The following is a 23,111-nucleotide window of genomic DNA, read 5'->3' as shown; positions in this document are numbered from 1 at the left end:
GCTTATAACCTTAGTCATAGTAAGCACTACATTTTTTTAATCGGCTCTTTGTAAATGTGATTTTTTGTTTAAAAAAAGTAAGAAGCTCTTAAGTACCAAGATCCGCCATCGTAGTTAGCAGCACTATCACGAGGGTAGGCTAAACCAAAGTCTAAATAATTAGCGTTGTTTGTTGTTAGTTTATTGATATAGTTATCAAATATGTTGGCTGCTCCCAAAGTTAACTTTAACTCTTCACTAACTTTATAATTAACTTCCATATCTATATAAATTATATCATCAACTTTTGCTGAAGGGGTTGTTGGGTGATCATGACTCCCTCTACCATCTATTGAGCTTCCAAAGTAATTAGCACGAACCATAAGGCTCAAATCATCACTAAATGATGTATTCGCAGTTAAAACAAAGCGAGAGTTAGGGTAGTTGTTTTCAATGTCATCAACGATATCTTTATTAACAGGGATGACTGGCCCATTATCTGGAGTGTTAACTGGTTTTACATCTGTCACGTCAACTTTTGTATAGTTATATGCAAAAGTAAAGTTTGTACTTAAAGAAGAGTTCCATGCCAGCTCTGAAGTGATAATGACATCAATTCCTTTTGAGCGAACGTTTAATGCATTTGTGTAGAAGTTAATGAATGAGCCTTCTGCTAGTGGGTTAGGTATATCACGAGCATTGTAAATACGATCATCTACGTCTATCTGGAATATATCAACTGAAAGTGAAGATGAACCTTCAGATAAAACAAAACCAGCACTTAAGCCTACAGACTCTTCTTCTTTTAATTGTTTTGCACCTGAAGCTATGGCCGCTGGATTTGTTGGTGGTAATTGACCAATATCTACAAGTTCACCATCAATAACATCGGTAATTGTAGAACGAATATTAGACTGTCCAGGTGTTGGGGCATGAAAGCCTGTAGATATAGCACCACGAAAAGTTAAGTTATCAGTTGCATTCCAACGTGTTGCAACTTTTCCATTTGTTGTACCGCCAAAATCACTAAAATTTTCATAACGTACAGCGTATTGCATTAAAAACTCGTCGGTAATATCATGTTCAATATCTATATATGCGGCAGTATTGTTACGGTTAAATTTTCCAGTGTCTTCAGGTCTAGTACCTTTTAGTCCATTAGAACCTTCGCCTATGTATGAGCTAACTTCACCAGCTTCCACCTTGTAAGACTCTTCTCGCCATTCAAAGCCAAAAGCTAAGTTAAAATTATCGGCTAACTCTTTACTAAAGTCTGCATTGATAAAAATATCTTCTTCTTCTGTTGCGCCAGTATAGAAGTCACGTTGAACTGGCTCGTTAGCTGTATTAAGACCTAAACTAGGATTCATCGTATTATTTAGATCGAACTCTAATCGGTTATTACCAATACCTGTACTGAAGTCATAATATATTTCATTGAAAAACTCCCCGCGCAGACCACCAATAAAGCTGTAATCTTTTTGTTTACCCACCATAATAGGTGTGTAACCAGTGTTTAAAAGAGTACCGTTATAAGCATATTCATTAACTAACGTTTGTAGTGATGAATGCGTAGGGTGCCGGTAAAAGAAGCGATAAAGCCCTTCAGTATCTGCAATGTTCATCAGTGCGTAAATCTCAGCACTATCATTAATCTCAAAACCAGAATTAATAAATATACGTGTCCCTTTCGTTTCTGGGCGACCATGTGATTGTACTAAAGGAGCATCGTTAAACGGAGTATCTAGCCCAACCCCCACATTACCTGCATCAATTAGCGCTTGGGCATTTGGATTTTGAAACCCTCTTGATAAACCTTCGTTATCTGTATGTTCAATACTAAGGTTTAAAAAGCCACTTTCACCAAGTTCAAAGCCGGCATTTGCTCCTATTTTGACACTTTGTTCTCCTTCATAAAATTGACCATATTGAAGTAATACCTCACCACCTTCTGAGGCGTTTTTTATATTAAAGTTAATAACACCTGCAATCGCATCTGAACCATATTGTGCTGCGGCTCCATCTCGAAGCACTTCAATTCCACTTATTGCAATACCAGGAATCATACCTACATCAGCTCCGTGAGCGCCGTTTCCAGCAGCAGGGGCGTTTAATTGAATCAAAGCTGATCTATGACGCCTTTTTCCATTCACTAAAACAAGTGTTTGATCTGGTGCCATTCCTCGTAAAGATGTTGGCCTCACAAATGCGCTACCATCACCGATAGAAGGGGTTGCTGTAAATGATGGTACTACTGCTTTTAAATTATCTGTAATGTCAGCAGAATTTCCCAAGCTATTTAGGCTTTCACCGCTAATAATATCAACTGCAACAGGGGAGTCTTCAACTGTCCGAGAGTTTGATCTTGATCCTAAAACGCTTATTGTTTCAATCTTTTGTTCTTTATTTTGAACTTGCTCTTCAGTTTCTACAGCATATGAAGTAAAGGTGTAAGTCATAAAAATAGCTGATAAAGCAATATGCAATGGCTTCTTTTGAAAAATGTTCATTATTTATCCCTAGCATCAAAAATATTAAATATAAATTTTTAGTTATGTTTTAAAGCTACTGTGAATACTTTATTATCCACAGCCATTTAATATTAACGAGACCTTCGAATTAAACATGCCTTGAATTGCTATACTTGCGCTATATTGTGCTTACTTAAATTTAAATAACTATGTAGGTAGCCGAAGGCTAAATTGAGAAAATACAAATTATATTATTTTTTTAGCAAAAAGCTTAGGTGGTTCATTGTTTAATATCATACAAAAAATAAAGCAATAATTGTCCACAAAGCACCCGCTAAAGTAGCCGCAAAAATAGCGGGAATAAATTGAGTTTTAACATGATCCATTAAGTCACAACCAGTTGCTGTTGCACTAAGTATAGTCGTGTCAGATATTGGTGAACATTGATCGCCAAAAATACTGCCGTTAAGAACTGCCGTAAAACAAATAGTCATAAACAGCTCTGGATGTGCTATAGAATTAGACTGACAAACTGCCCAAGCAAGAGGCATCGCAAGGGGGAAAGATACAGCATAAGTCCCCCAACTTGAACCGGTAGAAAAAGCAATAATCATGGTTAACACTTGCAGGCTTACAGGTAATATCCAAAAGGGTAAAAAAGAACCTAACATTTCAATTAAATAAAGTCCTCCGCCAATTTCTTTGTTGAGCGTGCCAATTGTAATGGCTAATATTATTAATATTGATGCAACCACAACACCTTTAAGCCCATCGCCGAAACCTTCTATAAGGTTACTTAAGTGCATCCCTTTTAATAGAGCTATCAATGCGGATAAAATCAAAGCCGCACTGAAAGCCCAGTGCACTTGTGGAGTTCCCATGTATAGATATGTGCTTATTGCTACAAGAATTAATAAAGATAAAGGCACAATAAATTCTAATACGTTAGGTTTGTAGCCAGAAGGTACGCTGCTAGTGTGAAATTCCTTTGATATTAATGGTTTAGAGCCTATGGCATCAAGTAAACCTTGCTCTTGTGCTCTTTTCTGCGCTTCCTTAATACCTTTACCAGAAAAACGTGTGATATTTAAACTTAAAAGTAAAGTTCCGATTACAGCTATAATGCTATAGAAACTATAGGGGATACTACTAAAAAAGAACTGCATTCTTTCTGTTTCAGTGCTTAGAAAGGTAACCCCAGGAACAAATATCAATGCTTGTATATAGGCTGGCCATGCATTAAAAGCTATAACAATAGCGATTGGCGCTGCAGTTGAGTCAACTATATAGCTTAATTCTTCATGACTAACATTCTCTTTATCTGCAACTGACTTAACAGCTGTGCCAACCAAAACAGTGCTTACTGTCCCTCCCTGAAAGAATAATACTCCAAGTGACCAAGCAACCAACTTCGCTGAGCGGGGCCCGCGTACAAAATGCTTGGTCATATAGTTGGCAAAAGCTTGAGCAGCACCAGTTTTAGACCAAACCCCCATTAAACCACCCAGCAACCATAAATATAATAGTATTACTCCTGCTGATCCGGTAGTTGCCATGTTTGGAATTAGAACATCGTTTGTAATGTCAAACCTTCCTAACATTAAAGACGCAGACAAAATTCCGCAAAAGAGAGCCGTTAGTGGTTCTTTAGTAATTAAACATAGGGATATTGCTAAAAAAGCAGGCAGTAAAGACCATATTCCAAAATGAAACTTAGCCTCCAACAATGAATATCGACTTAAACTTTCTTCTTCAATAACAATAGACTCAACTACCCATTGCTCCTTTAATTCGGGCGTAGCTTTCAAAGCGTTAAGTGATTTTTGATTTAATAAAGATTCAGCATAGGGAATAGCGTTATTAATTATTTTCTTTTTATCTCCCTGAACGTAAAATTTTTCTCCTTTTTCATTTTCAGTTACCTGAAAGGTACTCTTTTGTTCAACCCAAGTAGGAGGAACATAAAAGTTCACATATAAAGAAAGACTTAAACCTAATATTAAAACGACAGAGGCAGGCTTGAAAATATTTTTAAGCATCGAAGTTAATGCAACATTACCCCTCAAACCAATTGATTTTCTTTTTAATAAACCATTTTGCTTGGTCGGGGTTTTGTGTTGACTGTATGTTGGCATTGAGCATTTTCCTACGCAGCTTATATCTGTAATGCATTAACACCCATAAAATTTGTTCGCTTATGAGTAATTAAAATTATTAAAGAAAATCCAAAGTTAATAAGAAAATTGTTAATCAAATACCTATATTATACTTTCCTTTTAGTGCTGTTTATCCCATATATTGCGCTTAATGCTGTACAAATAAACTCGAATATTTGAAATGTATAGGTAAGGTTAAATTATATGACAGAATATTAATATATATTTATCAAGTGTTTAATTTTTTTATAGTGGCTATCCTAACTAACTACATTATTATTAAATTGACTAACCCGAAAATTGTCCACTAGATCTTAGAACATTATTATTGTATTTTGCTGTAAGGAAACATCGACTATAAAGTTTAATTATTTTTGATCTCGTATATGACCAAAATAGGATTTAAATTAATCTAACCCATTACGCTAAGTAAGCCACTTATACCAAGGTGCCTATAATGTCTGGTTTAATTTCAAGAGAATTAACAAATAAAGATTTAATGCCTAGCCTATCATCTCAGTCAGGCAATGGTTACCAAATAGAACAGTATCCTCGTCAATATAGCGGATTAAAATATTGTGATTGGACTACAGATAAACTGGCAATTTATTGTCGAACTTCACAGTATACTGAAGCGCCTAAACTAACTACTCATACTGGCCCTAAATGGAAAGGACTGTTACCACCAAAGCAAATTTTAATCTTACCCGCGGGTTGTGACCTAACATGTGAAACAAATGGTGACGGTACATCTGAATATATCGCGCTATACCTTGATCAAAAGTCGTTATTTCAAAAAACTATGCAGTCTATTTCACCTTCGGATGTTCTTTTTGATGCGAAATACAGTGTTGATGATGAAGTTTTGTTTAGTATGATTTCTGGTTTAGCCGCCCATGGTAATTCATCAGAATTATTTGGTAGCGCATACTCTGAAGCTATCATTTCATGTATAGGTATGCAGTTATTACAAAACCATTCGAATGCAAAAAATGTTATTAATCGTCCTAAAGGAGGGTTATCACCTACAGTATTAAGACGAATTAAAGATTACATTAAATGTAATATTTCTACCTCATTAACTTTAGATGAAATTTCTGTTGTAGGCGGATTAAGCAGTTATCATATGGCAAGATCATTTAAAAAAGAGACAGGAGAAACTATACACACCTATATAATTAAGGAACGTGTTAAAAGAGCAACTGAACTACTAAAAAATACTGATTTATCAATAACGACTATTGCTTATGATGTAGGGTATATTCGTACTGCAACAATGAATCATAATTTCCTCACTGTACTCGGCATGACACCTAGAGACTTTAGAAATATTAATGCTTAATTTTTTTTGGGGGGGGTGAGCAAGTATTTTAAATTAAAAGATAGATTACTTCAGCCTATTTTTATTACCTACTGCTTACTTATGATATTCCTAACTGTAAAGTTAAGTAACGGTAGTAATATTTTTACTACCGATGTTTAAAAATTTAAAATTTATTGTTCATATATTATTTAGATAACTCAATAGATTTTTCCACTGCAGATTTAATTGCGCTATGAACGAGTTTATTTAACGAATTCGCATAGCTTAAACTATCTAATGCTGCTGCAGTGGTTCCATTTGGACTTGTTACTGTCTGTCGCAAGCGTGTAGCATCATTATTTTTAATTAAAAGCATTGCTGCACCGATCATAGTTTCAACGGCTAAGTTATTTGCTAATGCAGGCTCTAGCCCCATTAATTCACCACCCGCACTCATTGCCTCTACAAAAGCAAAGAAATAAGCTGGACCGCTACCAGATACACCTGTAACTGCATGAAGTAAATCTTCATCGTCAACCCAGTAACAGCTTCCAACGGTTTCCATTACTTCGCTAGCTTGCTTTCTCGATGACTCAAGTACATGCTCTCCTGCGAAGCAAGTACTAGCAGAATAACCAACGGTGGCAGCAATATTTGGCATACTCCTAATAATTTGCTGGGTATTATTAACACCTAAACCAATACTTTCACAACTAATACCAGCCATAACTGAAATAATGACCGTATACTTCGCTGTTATACTATTGATTTGAGGTGCAACATCTAAAAACATTTGTGGTTTTACTGCAATAAAAACAACATCAAAGGTGACATTTTCTTGAGTACAGCCTTTTACGTCTTTATAGATTTGGCATTTGCCTTTAAATTCACCAGGAGATTTAACAACAAATGGATCTACAATAAAAAAATTATAATATTCGCTGCACTCATTGATAAGTTTTGAAAGAATTGATCCGCCCATTCGACCTGCACCAAAAAACAATATATTTTTCTTCATATTAATTAACACCTTTGCGTATATGGGAATCTAAGATTGACCCCCTTTGGTGTGAAGGTAATTATTATTGGTATTAAGATCTTCCTAAAAATTGCTGTAGTAGCTATATATTGCTAATGAACAGGAGTAATGTTTATTTTTATCAATTATGTTCGTTAAAGTCATTTAATAAGATACTTAGTGGGCTGCTCAGTGGCTGTTAACTCAGCTATTTTTCTCTAACGTGTTAGAACTATAGTTTTTTCAAGTCATACTGTGCCCAGCAGTTAATATCATTAGATGTAAAAGCATTATTCCGAAGTTGCTTCGCATATAAAGAAGTAACACTTTAGTTAGTTAAATTTATTTTAGACGTCTATACGTTTAGAGGTTGACATAGCTAGAAATCCAAGTCACATTATACTGAGATAAAATTAGTAAATAAAAAAGCTGATTTTCAGCGTTATTTTATACTGATTAAGTCAATTTAGAATTAATACAGCTATAACGGTTTTCAGATATTAGGTTAGTGCTATGCCCATAAAAATCCCCAATGAATTACCCGCTTTAACGATTTTAGACAAAGAAAATATTTTCGTCATGTCTGAACGTCGCGCCGCCGATCAAGAAATTCGTCCTATGGAAGTGGCGATTCTTAACCTAATGCCGAATAAAATTGAAACCGAAGTGCAAATTCTACGAATGCTGGCGAATACGCCACTGCAAATAAATGTTGAGTTTGTTCGTATTCATGCAAACGAATCTAAAAATACACCGCAAGCGCATTTAGATAATTTCTATCGCTTATTCGATGATATTAAACACAAACAATACGATGGTTTACTTATTACAGGTGCACCGCTAGCGTTATTAGATTATCAGCAAGTAACCTTTTGGGATAAAATTTGCGAAGTATTTGATTGGGCAGAACAAAACGTTACCTCAACTATGTTCTCTTGTTGGGCTGCTCATGCCGCGCTTTATCATCATTATGGTTTGAAGCGACATTTGCGAAAGCAAAAGTTATCAGGAGTTTATCGCCATCGTTGTTTAAAGCCAGATGAACAGCTTACTCGCGGTTTTGATGAAACTTTTAGTGTACCGCACTCTCGTTATGGTTATATCGACAAAGCTGATTATCAGTCACTTGAACATATTGAAATATTAGCTGAATCTGCAGAGGGTGGAGTTTACTTAGCCGCGAGCAAAAATAAACAGCAGGTCTATTTAACTGGCCATCCAGAATACGATGCAAGCACACTCAGCGAAGAATACTTTCGAGATATTGCCGCTGGCGGTGATGTTACAATACCGGTTAATTACTTTACCGATAATGACCCAGAAAAAGAAGCGATTAACATGTGGCGCAGCCATGGCAGCTTACTTTACACCAACTGGTTAAACTACTACGTTTATCAAATTACGCCGTATCAATTAGATGCAGACCATATTAAAGCCATTCACCCAGGAAAATCTCGTGTCTAAGCAATCAAACACTCAGTCAAACGCTGAACCAAAAACCCCAGTAGTTCAATCAGCTTCTTATGGTTTATTACAAGCGCAGTTAGATAAACGTATTCTTATTTTAGATGGCGCAATGGGTACTATGATCCAAGCGTATAAATTTGAAGAGCAAGACTATCGCGGCGAACAGTTTGCCGACTGGCATAGTGATGTAAAAGGCAATAACGATATGTTAGTGCTAACGCAGCCGGAGGTGATTAAAGCCATTCATCGTGAATATTTAGTCGCTGGCGCTGATATTCTTGAAACTAACACCTTTAATGCCACCACCATTGCCATGGCCGATTACGACATGGAAGGTTACAGCGCAGCTATTAACTTAGCGGCAGCGCAATTAGCGCGTGAAGTGGCTGACGAATTTACTGCACAAAACCCTGATAAACCGCGCTTTGTTGCCGGTGTGTTAGGGCCAACAAACCGTACCTGTTCAATATCGCCTGATGTAAACGACCCAGCGTATCGTAATGTTACCTTTGATGAGCTTAAAGATGCTTATATTGAATCAACTAATGCCTTGCTTGACGGTGGCAGTGACATTATTTTAATCGAAACTATATTCGATACCTTAAACGCAAAAGCGGCTATTTTTGCTGTTGAAACCGTATTTGAAGCACGCGGTGAGCGCTTTCCTGTGATGATTTCAGGCACGATTACTGACGCATCAGGTCGCACATTGTCGGGCCAAACCACCGAAGCTTTTTATAACTCACTTCGCCACGCTAAGCCGATTTCATTTGGTTTAAACTGTGCACTTGGCCCGGTTGAGTTACGCCAATATGTTGAAGAATTAAGCCGAATTTCAGACGCAGCTGTGTCTGCTCATCCTAATGCCGGTTTACCTAATGCCTTTGGTGAATATGACTTTACCGTTGAAGAGATGGACAAACATGTTGCTGAATGGGCAAACTCTGGCTTTTTAAATATTATTGGCGGCTGTTGTGGCACCACGCCTGATCATATAAAAGGCATGGCCCAAGCCGTGGCTAACATTGCGCCGCGTGAAATTAAGCCAAAAGAAATTGCCTGTCGTTTATCGGGTTTAGAAGCGCTAACCATTAAAGAAGATAGCTTGTTTGTTAACGTGGGTGAACGTACTAATGTGACTGGTTCGGCTATTTTTAAACGCTTAATTACCGAAGAAAACTACGACCAAGCCATTGCCGTTGCCTTGCAACAAGTGGAAAACGGCGCGCAAATTATTGATATCAACATGGACGAAGGCATGTTGGATTCAAAATCCGCCATGGTACGCTTTTTAAACTTAATTGCCGGTGAGCCAGATATTGCGAAAGTGCCGATTATGCTCGACTCGTCTAAATGGGATATTTTAGAAGCCGGCTTAAAGTGCATTCAAGGCAAAGGGGTGGTTAACTCCATTAGTTTGAAAGAGGGCGAAGACAACTTTCGCGAACAAGCCGAACTCCTTCGTCGCTATGGCGCTGCGGTTATTATTATGGCGTTTGACGAAAAAGGCCAAGCCGACACTCGCGAGCGTAAATACGAAATATGTAAACGTGCTTATCAAATTTTGGTGCATGAAATTGGCTTCCCAGCAGAAGATATTATTTTCGACCCGAATATTTTTGCTGTAGCCACTGGTATTGAAGAGCACAACAACTATGCGCGCGACTTTATTGAAGCAGTAGGCGATATTAAGCAAAACTTACCCCATGCGATGATCTCAGGCGGCGTATCTAACGTGTCGTTTTCGTTCCGTGGTAACAACCCTGTACGTGAAGCGATTCATGCGGTATTTCTTTATCATGCAATAAAAAATGGCATGGATATGGGCATAGTTAACGCTGGGCAATTAGCGATTTATTCTGATATTCCTGACAACCTGCGCTTAGCGGTTGAAGATGTTATTCAAAATTCAGACGATGGCGCAACCGAACGTTTACTTGATATTGCCCAAGAGTTTCGCGGCCAAGCCGGTAGCCAAAACAGTAAAGCCGATCTTTCATGGCGTGAATTAGCGGTGAACAAACGCCTAGAATACTCATTGGTGAAAGGCATAAACGAATTTATTATTGAAGATACAGAAGCAGCACGATTAGAAGCTAAACGACCTTTAGATGTTATTGAAGGGCCGTTAATGGACGGCATGAATGTTGTTGGCGATTTATTTGGCGCTGGTGAAATGTTTCTGCCGCAGGTGGTTAAATCTGCAAGGGTAATGAAACAAGCGGTAGCGCATTTAAACCCGTTTATCGAAGCCGAAAAAACCGAAGTTAAATCGAACGGTAAAATATTACTGGCAACCGTAAAAGGCGATGTTCACGACATTGGTAAAAACATTGTTGGCGTAGTACTGCAATGTAATAACTACGAAATTATCGACCTAGGCGTAATGGTGTCGTGTGAAGATATTTTGCGGGTTGCCCGGGAAGAAAAGGTCGATATTATCGGCTTGTCGGGCTTAATTACCCCATCGCTTGACGAAATGGTGCATGTTGCCAAAGAAATGAAGCGACAAAACTTCGAGTTGCCGTTATTAATTGGCGGTGCGACTACTTCAAAAGCTCATACGGCGGTAAAAATAGCGCCGCAATATGATCATCCTGTAGTGTATGTACCGAACGCATCGCGCTCAGTATCGGTAGTTAGTACGCTACTTTCAGACGAGCACAGAGACGCTTTTGTTGAACGCCAAAATGCTGAGTACGTAAAAGTGCGCGAACGTCATTATAAAAAAGGCCCACGCTCAAGCTTAATTTCATTAAAAGACGCACGCGCTAATGCCGTGCCAATTTCATTTGATCACTACACGCCGAAAGTGCCGAACAAATTAGGCGTCAGTGTACTTGATAATATCGATTTGAACATTGTTAGAAACTATATCGATTGGACGCCATTTTTCATGACTTGGCAGTTATCAGGTAAGTATCCGTTAATATTGAAACATGAAGTTATCGGCGAAGAAGCAACTAAATTGTTTAATGACGCCAACGCCATGTTAGACGATGTTATCAACAACAAAAAACTAACCGCAAAAGCCGTGTTTGGCTTGTTTCCAGCTAATCGTGAGCAAGATGATTTACAGCTTTATACTGATGAAACGCGCAACGAGCCGTTAATGAAACTGCATCAGTTACGTCAACAAAGTAAAAAACCAAGCGGACAATATAATCGCTGTTTAGCCGATTACGTGGCCGACAAAGCCTCGGGTATTAACGATTATGTTGGCGCATTTGCGGTATCGGCAGGTTTTGGCGTAGAAGACTTAGTCAAAGCCTTCGACGCCGAGCACGACGACTACAACAGCATTTTAATTAAAGCCGTAGCCGACCGATTAGCCGAAGCAAGCGCTGAGTATCTACACGAGAAAATTCGTAAAGAATATTGGGGCTACGCACCAGACGAAAACTTAGAAAATGACGATTTAATTCGTGAAAAATACCAAGGCATTCGACCTGCCCCCGGTTATCCTGCCTGCCCCGAGCATACCGAAAAGGGTTTGTTATGGCAGCTGCTTAATGTTGAAGAAAACATTGGTATGGAATTAACCTCAAGTTTTGCCATGTGGCCAGGCGCAGCGGTAAGCGGTTGGTACTTTGCCCACCCAGAATCTAAATACTTCGCGGTAGCCAAAGTAGCGCAAGACCAAGTAGAAAGTTACGCCGCTCGAAAAGAAATGACCATGCCACAAGCTGAACGCTGGCTGTCGGCTAATTTGGATTATGAGCCTTCGTAGGTTGTTTTCTAGAAGTCTTAGATTTATGGTTTTTTGTAATTAAAGTAGAAGGTGGCATAACTTAAGTGGTTATGTCACTTTTTTTATTGTGCTTTGTTTATATATAAATTGCGTGTGTTTCCTGCTTTCTTGTCGAAGGCAAAATTAATCCGCTTTTTTACGTTGGGCTTTTCAACTGATGGTATTAACTTATTGAATACAAATACTAAGTTATGTATATTGATTTTAACAAATATTCATTAGTTGGGTTGTCTTGCTTGTAGAAAGTGGGATCTGATCTGTCTAATAAGCTGTTACACCTACAAGGAGAGGTCGTGCTAGATATTTGGTATACATTCCCTGCAACGATGGGCGAAGACCAAGCTTGGATATCCTACAATCACGGTTATGGAGAGGTTGCAGAATCAGACCCTCGTCACAACGTTTTGAGAATCAAACTTCCACTTAAAAACCCATCAGAAACAGGCATGCCAACAAATGAGGAGTATCTTCAATTATCTAAAATTGATGAAATGCTAGATGAAAAATTTTCTGAGGTTGGCGGTGTTTATGTTGGGCGCGTAACAGTTGATGGTCATCGTTTCTTTTATTTTTATCTAAACAGAGAAGAAAAGCAGGCATTAGAAATAATTGCTGAAGTAACAGCTGAAACTTCTTACCAAATGCAGTACGTGCACGAGAAAGATACAGACAAAAAATTCTATTGGGATCAGCTTTATCCAACAGATGACGACTGGCAGGTAATTCAGGATTTGAAAGTTTTGGATTCACTGTCTGAAAACGGCGATATGAAAGATAAAGAGAGGGAAGTTATCCACTGGGCGTATTTCCCAAGTGACTCTTCATGCAATTACTTTGCAGAATGGGCCAAGTCAGAAAATTATGAATTACATTTTACCGGTAAAGATGAAGATAGCTCTGAGTGCTACACAAAATTTAGTCATGTTGGAGCAATGTATCTTGGGAATATAACCAACCATACGATTAAATTAGGCAGAAAAGCACGAGAGTTAGGTGGTCGGTATGACGGGTGGGAAACCAGTGTCGAGAAAAAGTAGGTGTAACAAAAACATCATGGTGGGAATTTTACTCGCTGAAAAAGCGCTCCTAAAATCCCCATATGTTAAGCGTTATGTTGCAAAAAGGATTTAGATGAAACCTAAAGGATTGTCGGTACTATTCGCATTTATTACCTTAGCTTTAGCAGCTCTTTTCTCTAGTTGGTTAATCCTTGAAATTCTTATTTTGGTTTTTGTCTTGTCATTTGCAGGGCGTGGTGTGATTTGGCCTAAAAGTAACAATCCAGAAAACTCTATATGGTTTGGTTTATTTTGGGGTTTAACTATTGGTATATTAGGTTATCCTATCTGGCAACAGACTGGTTTAATTCAAGTTTTTCCCAAGTTATTAGGTTGGGTGTCGTAGCAACATAACTATCGAATTTATCAAGCGAATTTATCAAGCCACCCATAATAACGTTGTAAAATAACCAGAATTAACGAGGACAGTCACCCTAACTGATATTTTTGGCGTCGCTCAGACCCTAATCCCATTTATTCAGTATCTAAACCAATGAAAGGTATGTTAAGTTTTGTCATGCTAGCCTTTGCTTTTAGTTGTTGAACTGTGCGATTCGACTCTTGGCTCTTTTGGTATCAAATAACCCATTGAACTGAGTAGCCGGGGACAGACCACGACTTATTATTTCTGTAGTAGAAATCTACGTAGATCTGGCTCTTGACGCATGACATGTAAAATATAAACTTTTTCGGCATCAACTTTATAGAATATACGACAAGGATTAATATTAATCTCACGGTAATTTAAGTTACTTAATTCAACTGGCTTTTTACCTGATTCAGGATGACTTTCTAACCTAGATATTTTATCAAATATTTTTTGCGTTAACTTTTTAGCTGCAGCAATATTACTTAAAGCAATATATTCAGCAACCTCGTTTAATTCATCAAGAGCGGGTGCTATCCATATTACTTCAGCCATTTGCTCATTTTCTCTTTTGCTTCTTGATTAGATAATGTATTACCATTTCTAATTGCTTGCTCACCCCGTGCAACACCTTCCAGAATTGCCATCCGTTGTTGCATAAATTCATAATCTTCAACATCAACTAAATAAGCCGATGGTTGGCCGTGCTCAGTAATTAACACTGGCTCTTTGGATGTGTGGAGTTCAGCGAGTATTTTGGTGGCTTGACGTTTAAGTGTTGTAACCAGTTCAACTCTCATGATAAACCCTATTTAGTATTTAAATAATGTATCACTATAGTATCACAGAGGTTTTAGGTTTCAACTTTCCTGGCAATTATCAAGCCACTCATATTAACTTTGTAAAATAACCAAACATAGAAAGGGAAGGTTACTTTTGCTTTAGTAGGTCTATTCATTAAGTAAATAAGGGGGGATGTTGTCTATTTTTACTGCTTTTTCATCATCTGGTGAATTTCAGGCAAGCTTTGCCTGTTACACAAAGGTAATTGGCTCTGTTTAATGTGGTGGTAAAGTGGCTAAGCGCTATTCAAACAAGCTTCAAAGAACTTATTAAGCCACCCATAATAAATTGTTAATGCGCCATAATAACAGGGGAGAATTTGAATAGTGCCAAGACCTGCATCTGTAATAGTAACTTTATGACATTATACTGCACAAAACCAAAATAAAATAAAATTAAACTTCCGATGTAAGGTGTTGATTTTTATTCGATAACTTTATTTTTCAATGTTATGAATAAATTTTGTTGCTGTCTAACTAATATTCAATAATAATTGCTCACTTTTTTAGTAACGTAAGACGATAGTTGGCACCCAGTCAACTCGGTGAATTGGAGAAAAACATGAGTGACTTATTAGGTATCGCCATATTGATATTATTTGGTGCCTTGTTTGCTATGTCGGAGATTTCCATCGCCGCTGCGCGGAAAATCAAATTAAGAGTTATGGCTGATGAAGGCAATGAAAAAGCCAAAGCAGTTATTCGACTGCAAGAGCAGCCCGGCAATTTCTTCGCCATGATCCAAATCGCCCTCAATGCCATCGCTATCTTAGGCGGTATTATTGGTGAACAAACTCTGACGCCTTATACCGCTAAATTAGTGGCGCTGGTGTATACAGGTGCACTGGCAGAACAAATTAGCTTCGTGCTGTCTTTCTTAGCCATTACATCGTTATTTATCTTATTTGCTGATTTATTGCCGAAACGCATTGCTATGATTATGCCTGAAGCTGTTGCTGTAAAAATCGTTGGTTTGATGAATACAATCACCTATACGTTAAAGCCATTTGTGATGTTATTTAACAGCATTACGAACCTGATCTTACGTATTTTTAAGGTGCCGACAGTACGTGAGGACGTGGTTACTACCGAAGATATTGTCGCCATGATGGACGCAGGAGCAGAGCATGGTTCGTTGCAGCAACAAGAATATCACCTGCTGGGTAATGTGTTCGAACTTGAAGGGCGTACTTTGCCAACCGCGATGACCACACGAGACTCTATCGTTTATTTTGACATTAATGATGACAGCGAAACCATCAGCGCTAAAATTCTAGAACACCCACATAATAACTTCTTAGTATGTGATGGTCATTTGGAGCGCGTTATAGGTTCGGTGGAGTCGAAACAAATATTACGCCAACTGCTTAAGGGCGAATCTGCCCATTTGAAAGACAGTATGATCCAAACTGAACTGTTTTATTTACCCGAGACCCTAACCCTGTCAGAAGCCCTTAACGAGTTTAAAACGGCGCTGCAGCCTTTTGCGATAGTGGTTAACGAATATGGTATGGTCGTAGGTCTCGTGACGTTAAAAGACTTAATGAGTAGTTTTATGGGTAACCTAGTGACTATGCACGGCGAAGAGCAAATTGTTGAACGTGATGCCAACTCTTGGTTAGTTGATGGCGTAACGCCCATAGTCGACCTGATGAAGTTGCTAGAGATAGATATATTTCCCGAGGCTAACCAGTATGAAACTCTTGCCGGGTTTTTGATCTATACATTGAAACGTCTACCAAAGCGTACCGATTACGTGATCCTCGACGGTTATAAATTTGAAGCCATAGACGTTGATGGTTTCAAAGTCGAGCAGCTTTTAGTCACACGCCTGACTGAACCTACAGTAATACATACAGGTGACACGAACTGAGCATCCTAAGCTCTCGAAGGTAACTTAAATTAAAGTTACCTTGTTTACTGCGCAGGAATGTCTTGTGACACTGCTGCGCAGTACACAGGCGCGTGACGCTATTAAAGCACAGTTTTACTGCTCAATCTTGCCTTTAAGCACATAGATTTCGCCATCGAAACTGCCCTGAATTGTCAACCCTTGTCCTGCCAACTCTTTCAGGTATTCTATATGATCTTCAGTGATATGTTGGCCAGGCACTAACAGTGGAATACCCGGTGGATATGGCGTAACTAAACCGGCACAAATGCGCTTATTGCTTTTACTGATAGGTACAGATTCGCGCTCGCCATAGAAAGCATCGCTTGGGATACAAGCTAAGTCTATAGCAGGTAAACTCTCTGGCAAACGAGTTCGTCTCGTCGATGTTGACAGTTTAACCTTACCGCTGTCGAGCTTCTTCAAGGCATTGTATAGGCGAATGATCTTTGAACGCGTGCCGCCAAGCGTTAGTAACACCAAGATGGTACTGTGGGTGTATTTTTCTATTTCTAAGCCAATTTCATCCAGCAGGAATTTATGAATATCTTTTAATGAATAAGGCAACTCGCTAATGTCGATGAGAATCTTCAGTGGATCGTGACCCATGTTGTCTGCACTAAAGTGTGGGAATATTTCCATAAAGTCTTGCTTACCTAGCACTTTAATTTGCTTTAGCGAGGCCATCTGTTGTTTAAATTCTTCAACATGGTTCAACAAGGCATTGAGCAACTTATAACCTTCCATCTCCAATTGCTTTTGGCAGACGTCAAGCGAGGCTATAAGCTGATACTTTGGTGATGTGCTGGCGTAAATACTGTAAATCTCTCGAAAGAAGTCGGCATCGAAATCTGGATCGTTGACATGAATATAAGACGCTTGAGAAAACGCCGATACCACTTTGTGCGCTGAATGGGTGATGTAGTCAGCCCCGGCATGAATGGCTGAATAATAACGTAAGCTGGGGTGAAAAAGAGAGTAAGCAAACCAAGCTTCGTCGATAAACACCTTAATACCATGTTGATGGGCAAAATCGACCACTTGTTTCAGATCGCTCAGCAGCCCGTCGTAGGTACAGCCTGTGAGTACCAGTAATTTAGCATCGGTATTCTGTTCAATCGCTTGTTTTATGTCGGCTAACGATGGCGGCGCGAAGATGCCATATTTAGGATTTAAAATACTCGATAAATAAACCGGTAAACTGCCTGATTGCAAAATGCCATAATGCACAGACTTATGGCAATTTCGGTCGATAATAACTTTATCACCCTTGCGCAGCAGTGTCTGCAAGATGATTTTATTTGAGGTGGATGAGCCGTTCGTCACGAAATAGGTATGCTTAACTTCAAAGGTCGCAGCTGCCGACTCTTGGGCTCGGCCAATGGTATTAGTGCTATCTGACAATGAACCTAACGAATCTACCGAAACCGACAGGTCGCCAACAAATACATTGCGACCGTAAAACTGATAAAAATCTTTGATATAAGGAGAGTTTCTAAAGCTAGAGCCACCACTATGTCCAGGTGTGTGCCATGAATCGTTCGATTCGCCAACATAACGGCGATATGCTGTCCAAAATGGGGTTTCCGCTCGATCATCGAAGTCGTTGATCATATAACCTAAGATCGCTTCCGGATCAGACATTACCTCATCTTTAAAGAAGAAAGACTCGATGTCATCAGACTCATTGACTATCTCCAAACCTTTAGTATCGTCGCCGATAACATAAACCGGCAACTCAATACGAATCGCCTTTAACTGCTCTATAAAGCGACTATAAGTTCGCTCGCCAACCTTGTTGTGTACGTCCCAACTAAGCACCACAGCCTGAATATCACCATCTTTCTCTACACATTCCAACGCTTGCTTGAGCTCTAGACATTCAATAATATCGATATGGATATCACTGCGCTCAAAATTAGGAATAGTTATCGACAGGTTAGCTGAAAGCGCTTGCAAGGTGACAGGGTCTTGCTCAATTAACAAGATACGAAGTAAAGGCAACATAGTAGGGATTCGCAATAAAATTTTATAATGAACAGTAGCATAACCAAAGCATTGAGAATTGTGAAATTAATACGTTGAAAATGCCCCATTAATTAACGAGCAAAGAATTAAGAATTAACGAGGATACCCACTCTAACTAATGTATCGATTACTATTATTACACAGCTCTAGATGCTAATTTTTTGTAGATAGAATTTTTATCTCGTTTACCTACAGCTAAAACATAAATAACAATCTCGTCATCTAGTACTTCGTATGCCAGTCGATAACCTACCGTACGTAGTTTTATTTTATAAACTGAGTCGTAACCTTTAAGTTTTGCTGATTGAACATGGGGATTAACAAGCCTTTCCGCTAACTTCTTTTTAAACTGTTTTTGTAGTGGTTTAGCTAATTTATCCCACTCTTTTTTAGCCGCAGGTAAAAACTTTAATTTATAAGTCATCAATACTAACTTCAATTGCCGTTGATAAGTCACCTCGGCGATCTTCGACTATTCGGGCTAATTCATAGTCATCCAACAGATCCATCATCAATTCATAGGTTTCAGCAGGAACCAAATAAGCTGCAGGTTTATTATGGTTGAGTATCGCTATTGCTGAGCCTTCAGCCTCATTCAGTAAAGCGGTAGGGTTTTTTTTTAGTTCTGAAATACTGGCAGAACAATCGGCTAAAACTTGTCTCATTACAGTCACCAATTAAGTGTTTAAATAAGACCTTATTTTAGTACTAAATATAATTAATAGCTATAGGGATTTACCAATACGCTCAAAGCTAATGGGCTAGATATTACTAACCCTGACCTACTGATTCAGTCATCATCACTTAAAGATAAAGTAACAAAGCTTTATTTAGCCGAAATGAGATCTAACTGCAAATATGTAACTTAGCGCTTTCTTATTTAATATACCCAACTTCAACAAACCAATCATGAGCTTTTTGAATGGCTTCTTTTATTGAGTGTGTGGCCTTAAACCCAAGTTCTTTTTGTGCTTTAGTGCCATCTAAAAATTGCCCTGAAGACATCACTGCTATCGCCGTATCACTAATTTTAGGTAGGTCTGCATTACCACGTTTGTATTTAAAGTGCTGAATTTTCGCTATAATTTTTGCAACAAACAAAGGTGTGCTTTTTAGAACAGGGGCTTTACTGACTTTAGCCATTAACGACACTAAATCATCCATAGCGATATTATTGCCAGTAAATAAATATCTTGCGCCCGGTACGCCTTTTTCACAAGCAAGGGTAAGCCCTAGGCCTGCGTCGCCAGCATAAATTACATTACGGTCGCCTTTTACATAACCCGGTAACGATTGATTCGCTACGCCAACCAGTAATTGCCCCGTAGAAGGGCCATAGTCGTATTCGCCAAAGGTCATTGAAGGAATGCCAATAACGACCGGTAATCCTGCTTTTGCTTTGTTCATTGCTTGCACATCCATGGCCCATTTAGCTTGAATGTAAGGGTTTTTATTAGCAGGTGCTGCTGAGTATTCTAGCGTTTCATTGGCTGGTAAACCTTCGGGGTGTTTTTTTAAAGCAATAGCAGCGCCCAAATACACTATTTTTTGAAGGTGCTTTTGCTCGCAAGCTTTGTAAAAGCTTTCCATTTTGGTAAGTGAATTGTTAACTTCTTCCTGCCAAGGAATAGGAGTTGTAGGATAAGGCGCTGCGCAGTTAATTACCGCGTCAACATTTGCAAAGGCTTCTCTTAAGGCTTGTTCATCAGATAAATCTGCTATCGCAGAGGTATAAGGTAAGTGTTGGACTTTACTCATATCTGAAGACTCACGGTGAACAATGGTCAGCTCATGGCCTCTTGCTACAATGGCTATAGCGGTATGATGCCCAATCATCCCTGTTGCCCCTAATACGGCTATTCTCATTTAACTTCCTTTTATAATATTGAACACTCTATTAATGGGTTATTGTAATTTATATTACCCGAATGCTTTATGTGGCTGTTTTATCTTGATAAATTTTCCGCAAAACCAATAACATTACCAAAGCAAACAAGTTTAAGCCTAAACCCGTTGGGTGGCTAATGGTTTGTTCTAAGCCGCTATGGTTTCGTAAAAAGTAGTGCACTGGCAATGCAAAGCCAGCAATAAATTTCATACTAAAAGATTCTGAGTATATAAACACTAGTTGCAGAAAGTAAAATATAGTCAGTGACCATTTAGCCACATGAGGCAGTTTACCTAAAATGCACAAAGTAGCCCCGATTAAGCCAAAGCTTAAGAATAGAGTATGCAGCATGTTAAATTGACCATTTACTATTGCAACAAAAAGCTCCCAAAAACTTAAAGCAAAGGTAAACAGCCCTAGTAAATAAAACTTTAAATGAGCCATTAATATCTCTTAAATCCTATATATGCTTATAGAGTCAGGCTCGTTGAAGTGTATTCAACAAAGCCACGGTTAATTAACTTGAGTGAGTAATTTATAAATTTTTTGCTTCTAAAGCCAACTTAGCAGTGTGTTTAAGTAAATTAACATTGCCTATTTTACCGTGTCCTGGAACAACGGTTTCAATATCAGGGTATTTATTTAAAACATTTTGTATTGAGGCTGGCCATACTTCTATTGAAGCGTCCGCCGTATTCCCTAAGTTTTTACTATGAAGACTTTTGACGAAACAGCCGCCAAATAAAATTTTATGCTGTGCAAGCCATACCACAATATTATCTTCTGTATGGCCATTGCCAGGGTAAAATATTTCGATAGTATTTTTAACTAACTCAAATGAATTACTTGGAATTTCATGACTAGATTGTGCTTTATTTTCTAAATCAAGTAATGCGTTAGTTTTAGCTGTAGCGTATGTTTTTATATTAGCCATATTCAGTAATGGCATGCCGCCGCTTGCATCATCGTGAAAGTGTGTAACTACACTGCTTTTAATACTGAAACCTTTTGTGTGTATCCAATCGATTAACTCTTTAGTTGGTTTTTCTCCCCAAGGGGTATCAATTATGTGAGCATTATTTCCATCGACAACAACTAAACCAGATGCCGCAACCTTTCCCCAAGGTTCTATTACTTTATAAGAAACATGTTGATATACGTTATCAGCTAATTTATTGATTTTTAGCTGCTCTGTATTTGCATAAGAATACGCTGATACTAAGAGCAGAAGGGTGATGATTAATTGCATATTTTGATGCTCCTAAACATAACAACTTTACGTACTATAACTGCAGGGATTGGTTCGTCTCCACTTTTGTAAACTGCTAAAGTCAGTTGATTGGCGCTGAATACACAACTCTTATTTTCAGTAATCCAAGCACTCAATGTGCTCATCTTCTATTTAATCAACTCAATTAATTCATGAATAGTTTTAACTGGGGTGATTTTAGCCCCTAAACCTTCCATTGATTTATGATAGTTTCGAAATGGAATAAATATCTCTTGAAAGCCATGTTGGGCGGCTTCTTTTACTCGTGGTACGCCGCTGTCTATTGGGCGCACATCTCCATTTAAACTAAGTTCACCCATAATGCAGGTGGTTCTTGGAATAACAAATTCATTTAAGCTGCTGAGTAGGGCGGTAACGAGGGCAAGATCAATACAGGTTTCTGACTCATCTATTTTTAAGCCGCCAATAATGTTGAAAAAGGTATCGTGATAAATTTTTGTTTTGGTGTGTTTACGCAAAATACCGGTTAACATTTTTATGCGATTCATGTTCAAGCCAACACAAACACGTTGTGGAAACTCAGCCTCGGTTTCAGTGGTTAAACATTGAATTTCGAGCAACAAGTTACGGTTACCTTTGCGAATACAGGTAATGGCAGAGCCCGGAGATTCAGTGCTTGAGCCGGATAAAAATATTTCACTCGGGTTATCAACGCTAAGCATGCCGCGTTCACACATCTTGAAAATACCAACGGTATCAATATCACCAAAGCGGTTTTTATTAGCGCGTAAGGTACGTATTTGGCCATCGTTGGTGTCAATATGTAGCAGGGCATCAACAATGTGTACTAAAGTTTGAGGGCCAGCAATTTCGTTGTTTTTATTCACGTGAGCAATTAAAAACATAGTAACGTTATTTTGTTTACAGTATTGCGTTAATGCTTGCGCTGCGCCTTTTACTTGTGAAGGTGAGCCTGGGCTACCATTGGCATTGTCGGTAACTACCGCTTGAATGGAGTCAATTACTGCGAACTTGATTTTCTTTTGTTCTAGCTCTTCAATAATCGCTTCAACACTGGTTTCAGATAATAAATATAATTCGTCAGGATTATAATCAAGCTTTAAGCGCTGCACTCTGTTTTTAAACTGCGACAGCGACTCTTCTGCGGTACAGTAAAGCGACGGCATTAATTGTGACATGCGAGCGACTAAATCCGAAAGTAAGGTGGTTTTACCTGCACCCGGATCGCCTGATATAATATTGACTGAGCCGGTGGTAACGCCGCCACATAATACGCGGTCAAGCTCGCCTATGCCGGTTAATTGCTTTTCAGCCTCTGTGGTTTCAACATCATTTATTTTCTTCGAACCGCCACCCGTGCCGCCTGCATAACCAGCAGATACCGTACGACTTTTGGTGGCACTTTTACTTTGATTTGGCGAGATTTTCATTTCTGCCAAGGTATTCCAAGCACCACATCGACACTGACCTTGCCAACGCGGGTAGTTCATGCCGCAATCGGTACAAACGAATTCTATTTTTGCTAACTTTGCCATTTGGCTGCCTATTTCTTAAATTATTTTCTTTCTGATTTAAGGTAGTCAAAATGATGACAATACCATTTATTAATCAATAACGACCTTTTATATTGAGTGTGAAAT

At 38.6% G+C, this 23,111-nt stretch carries 18 protein-coding genes; 6 read left to right on the top strand and 12 right to left on the bottom strand.

What is annotated here, in order from left to right; genetic code table 11:
* Positions 1-68 precede the first annotated feature (68 nt).
* Both AC27H3_RS12630 and AC27H3_RS12625 read right to left on the bottom strand, forming a co-directional pair.
* Entirely contained in the window at positions 69-2,489 is a 2,421-nt protein-coding gene (locus tag AC27H3_RS12630; RefSeq protein WP_487106703.1) for a TonB-dependent receptor plug domain-containing protein, read from the bottom strand.
* Positions 2,490-2,743: 254 nt separating this feature from the next.
* Complete coding sequence (locus AC27H3_RS12625) at positions 2,744-4,585, bottom strand: Na+/H+ antiporter NhaC family protein (RefSeq protein ID WP_487106701.1); 1,842 nt, start codon at positions 4,583-4,585, stop codon at positions 2,744-2,746.
* A 478-nt stretch (positions 4,586-5,063) separates the two neighbouring features.
* Between AC27H3_RS12625 and AC27H3_RS12620 the strand changes: the two genes are divergently transcribed.
* A complete protein-coding gene (locus AC27H3_RS12620) occupies positions 5,064-5,948 on the top strand; it encodes a helix-turn-helix domain-containing protein (RefSeq protein ID WP_487106699.1) in 885 nt (294 codons plus the stop codon).
* 166 nt (positions 5,949-6,114) lie between these two features.
* Here AC27H3_RS12620 and proC read toward each other — a convergent pair whose 3' ends face one another.
* On the bottom strand, positions 6,115-6,927 hold the full coding sequence (gene proC / locus AC27H3_RS12615; RefSeq protein WP_487106697.1) for a pyrroline-5-carboxylate reductase: 813 nt from the start codon (positions 6,925-6,927) through the stop codon (positions 6,115-6,117).
* A gap of 513 nt (positions 6,928-7,440) precedes the next feature.
* Between proC and AC27H3_RS12610 the strand changes: the two genes are divergently transcribed.
* The 4 genes from AC27H3_RS12610 to AC27H3_RS12595 all read left to right on the top strand — a co-directional run bounded on the left by AC27H3_RS12610 (position 7,441) and on the right by AC27H3_RS12595 (position 13,549).
* Positions 7,441-8,391, top strand: a complete 951-nt coding sequence (locus AC27H3_RS12610; RefSeq protein ID WP_085305545.1) for a homoserine O-succinyltransferase — start codon at positions 7,441-7,443, stop codon at positions 8,389-8,391.
* Positions 8,345-12,124, top strand: a complete 3,780-nt coding sequence (gene metH / locus AC27H3_RS12605; protein ID WP_487106695.1) for a methionine synthase — start codon at positions 8,345-8,347, stop codon at positions 12,122-12,124. Before AC27H3_RS12610 ends, metH begins: the two co-directional genes overlap by 47 nt.
* A 314-nt stretch (positions 12,125-12,438) precedes the next feature.
* The gene (locus AC27H3_RS12600) at positions 12,439-13,182 is read left to right on the top strand and encodes a DUF695 domain-containing protein (RefSeq protein ID WP_487106693.1); all 744 of its coding nucleotides are present in this window, start codon (positions 12,439-12,441) and stop codon (positions 13,180-13,182) included.
* A 94-nt stretch (positions 13,183-13,276) separates the two neighbouring features.
* On the top strand, positions 13,277-13,549 hold the full coding sequence (locus AC27H3_RS12595; RefSeq protein ID WP_487106691.1) for a hypothetical protein: 273 nt from the start codon (positions 13,277-13,279) through the stop codon (positions 13,547-13,549).
* 276 nt (positions 13,550-13,825) lie between these two features.
* On the opposite strand, the gene AC27H3_RS12590 is transcribed toward AC27H3_RS12595, so the two are convergent.
* The gene (locus AC27H3_RS12590; RefSeq protein ID WP_487106689.1) at positions 13,826-14,125 is read right to left on the bottom strand and encodes a type II toxin-antitoxin system RelE/ParE family toxin; all 300 of its coding nucleotides are present in this window, start codon (positions 14,123-14,125) and stop codon (positions 13,826-13,828) included.
* Positions 14,113-14,370 carry a type II toxin-antitoxin system Phd/YefM family antitoxin gene (locus AC27H3_RS12585; protein ID WP_487106687.1) on the bottom strand — a complete coding sequence of 86 codons (258 nt, stop codon included), beginning with the start codon at positions 14,368-14,370 and terminating at the stop codon, positions 14,113-14,115. Before AC27H3_RS12585 ends, AC27H3_RS12590 begins: the two co-directional genes overlap by 13 nt.
* 604 nt (positions 14,371-14,974) lie before the next feature.
* Between AC27H3_RS12585 and paeA the strand changes: the two genes are divergently transcribed.
* Positions 14,975-16,285 (top strand): polyamine export protein PaeA, encoded by a 1,311-nt coding sequence (paeA, locus tag AC27H3_RS12580; protein WP_487106685.1) that lies wholly within the window; start codon positions 14,975-14,977, stop codon positions 16,283-16,285.
* Positions 16,286-16,399: 114 nt separating this feature from the next.
* On the opposite strand, the gene AC27H3_RS12575 is transcribed toward paeA, so the two are convergent.
* The 7 genes from AC27H3_RS12575 to radA form a co-directional block, all read right to left on the bottom strand.
* Entirely contained in the window at positions 16,400-18,310 is a 1,911-nt protein-coding gene (locus AC27H3_RS12575; protein ID WP_487106683.1) for an aminotransferase class I/II-fold pyridoxal phosphate-dependent enzyme, read from the bottom strand.
* Positions 18,311-18,467: 157 nt separating this feature from the next.
* On the bottom strand, positions 18,468-18,755 hold the full coding sequence (locus AC27H3_RS12570; RefSeq protein WP_487106682.1) for a type II toxin-antitoxin system RelE family toxin: 288 nt from the start codon (positions 18,753-18,755) through the stop codon (positions 18,468-18,470).
* Positions 18,745-18,996, bottom strand: coding sequence for a type II toxin-antitoxin system Phd/YefM family antitoxin (locus AC27H3_RS12565; RefSeq protein ID WP_487106681.1), 252 nt, complete (start codon positions 18,994-18,996; stop codon positions 18,745-18,747). Before AC27H3_RS12565 ends, AC27H3_RS12570 begins: the two co-directional genes overlap by 11 nt.
* A gap of 211 nt (positions 18,997-19,207) precedes the next feature.
* Positions 19,208-20,197 carry an NAD-dependent epimerase/dehydratase family protein gene (locus tag AC27H3_RS12560; RefSeq protein ID WP_487106680.1) on the bottom strand — a complete coding sequence of 330 codons (990 nt, stop codon included), beginning with the start codon at positions 20,195-20,197 and terminating at the stop codon, positions 19,208-19,210.
* A gap of 67 nt (positions 20,198-20,264) precedes the next feature.
* Positions 20,265-20,663 (bottom strand): hypothetical protein, encoded by a 399-nt coding sequence (locus tag AC27H3_RS12555; RefSeq protein ID WP_487106678.1) that lies wholly within the window; start codon positions 20,661-20,663, stop codon positions 20,265-20,267.
* Between the two features lie 91 nt (positions 20,664-20,754).
* Entirely contained in the window at positions 20,755-21,468 is a 714-nt protein-coding gene (bla, locus tag AC27H3_RS12550) for a subclass B1 metallo-beta-lactamase (RefSeq protein WP_487106677.1), read from the bottom strand.
* A 149-nt stretch (positions 21,469-21,617) separates the two neighbouring features.
* Positions 21,618-23,006, bottom strand: a complete 1,389-nt coding sequence (radA, locus tag AC27H3_RS12545) for a DNA repair protein RadA (protein WP_487106675.1) — start codon at positions 23,004-23,006, stop codon at positions 21,618-21,620.
* Positions 23,007-23,111 lie beyond the last annotated feature (105 nt).

It is taken from the genome of Colwellia sp. NW0002-52-1, from assembly GCF_057550865.1.
Note: the sequence above shows the minus strand (reverse complement) of the source record. Positions and strands in the feature narration are given on the sequence as shown.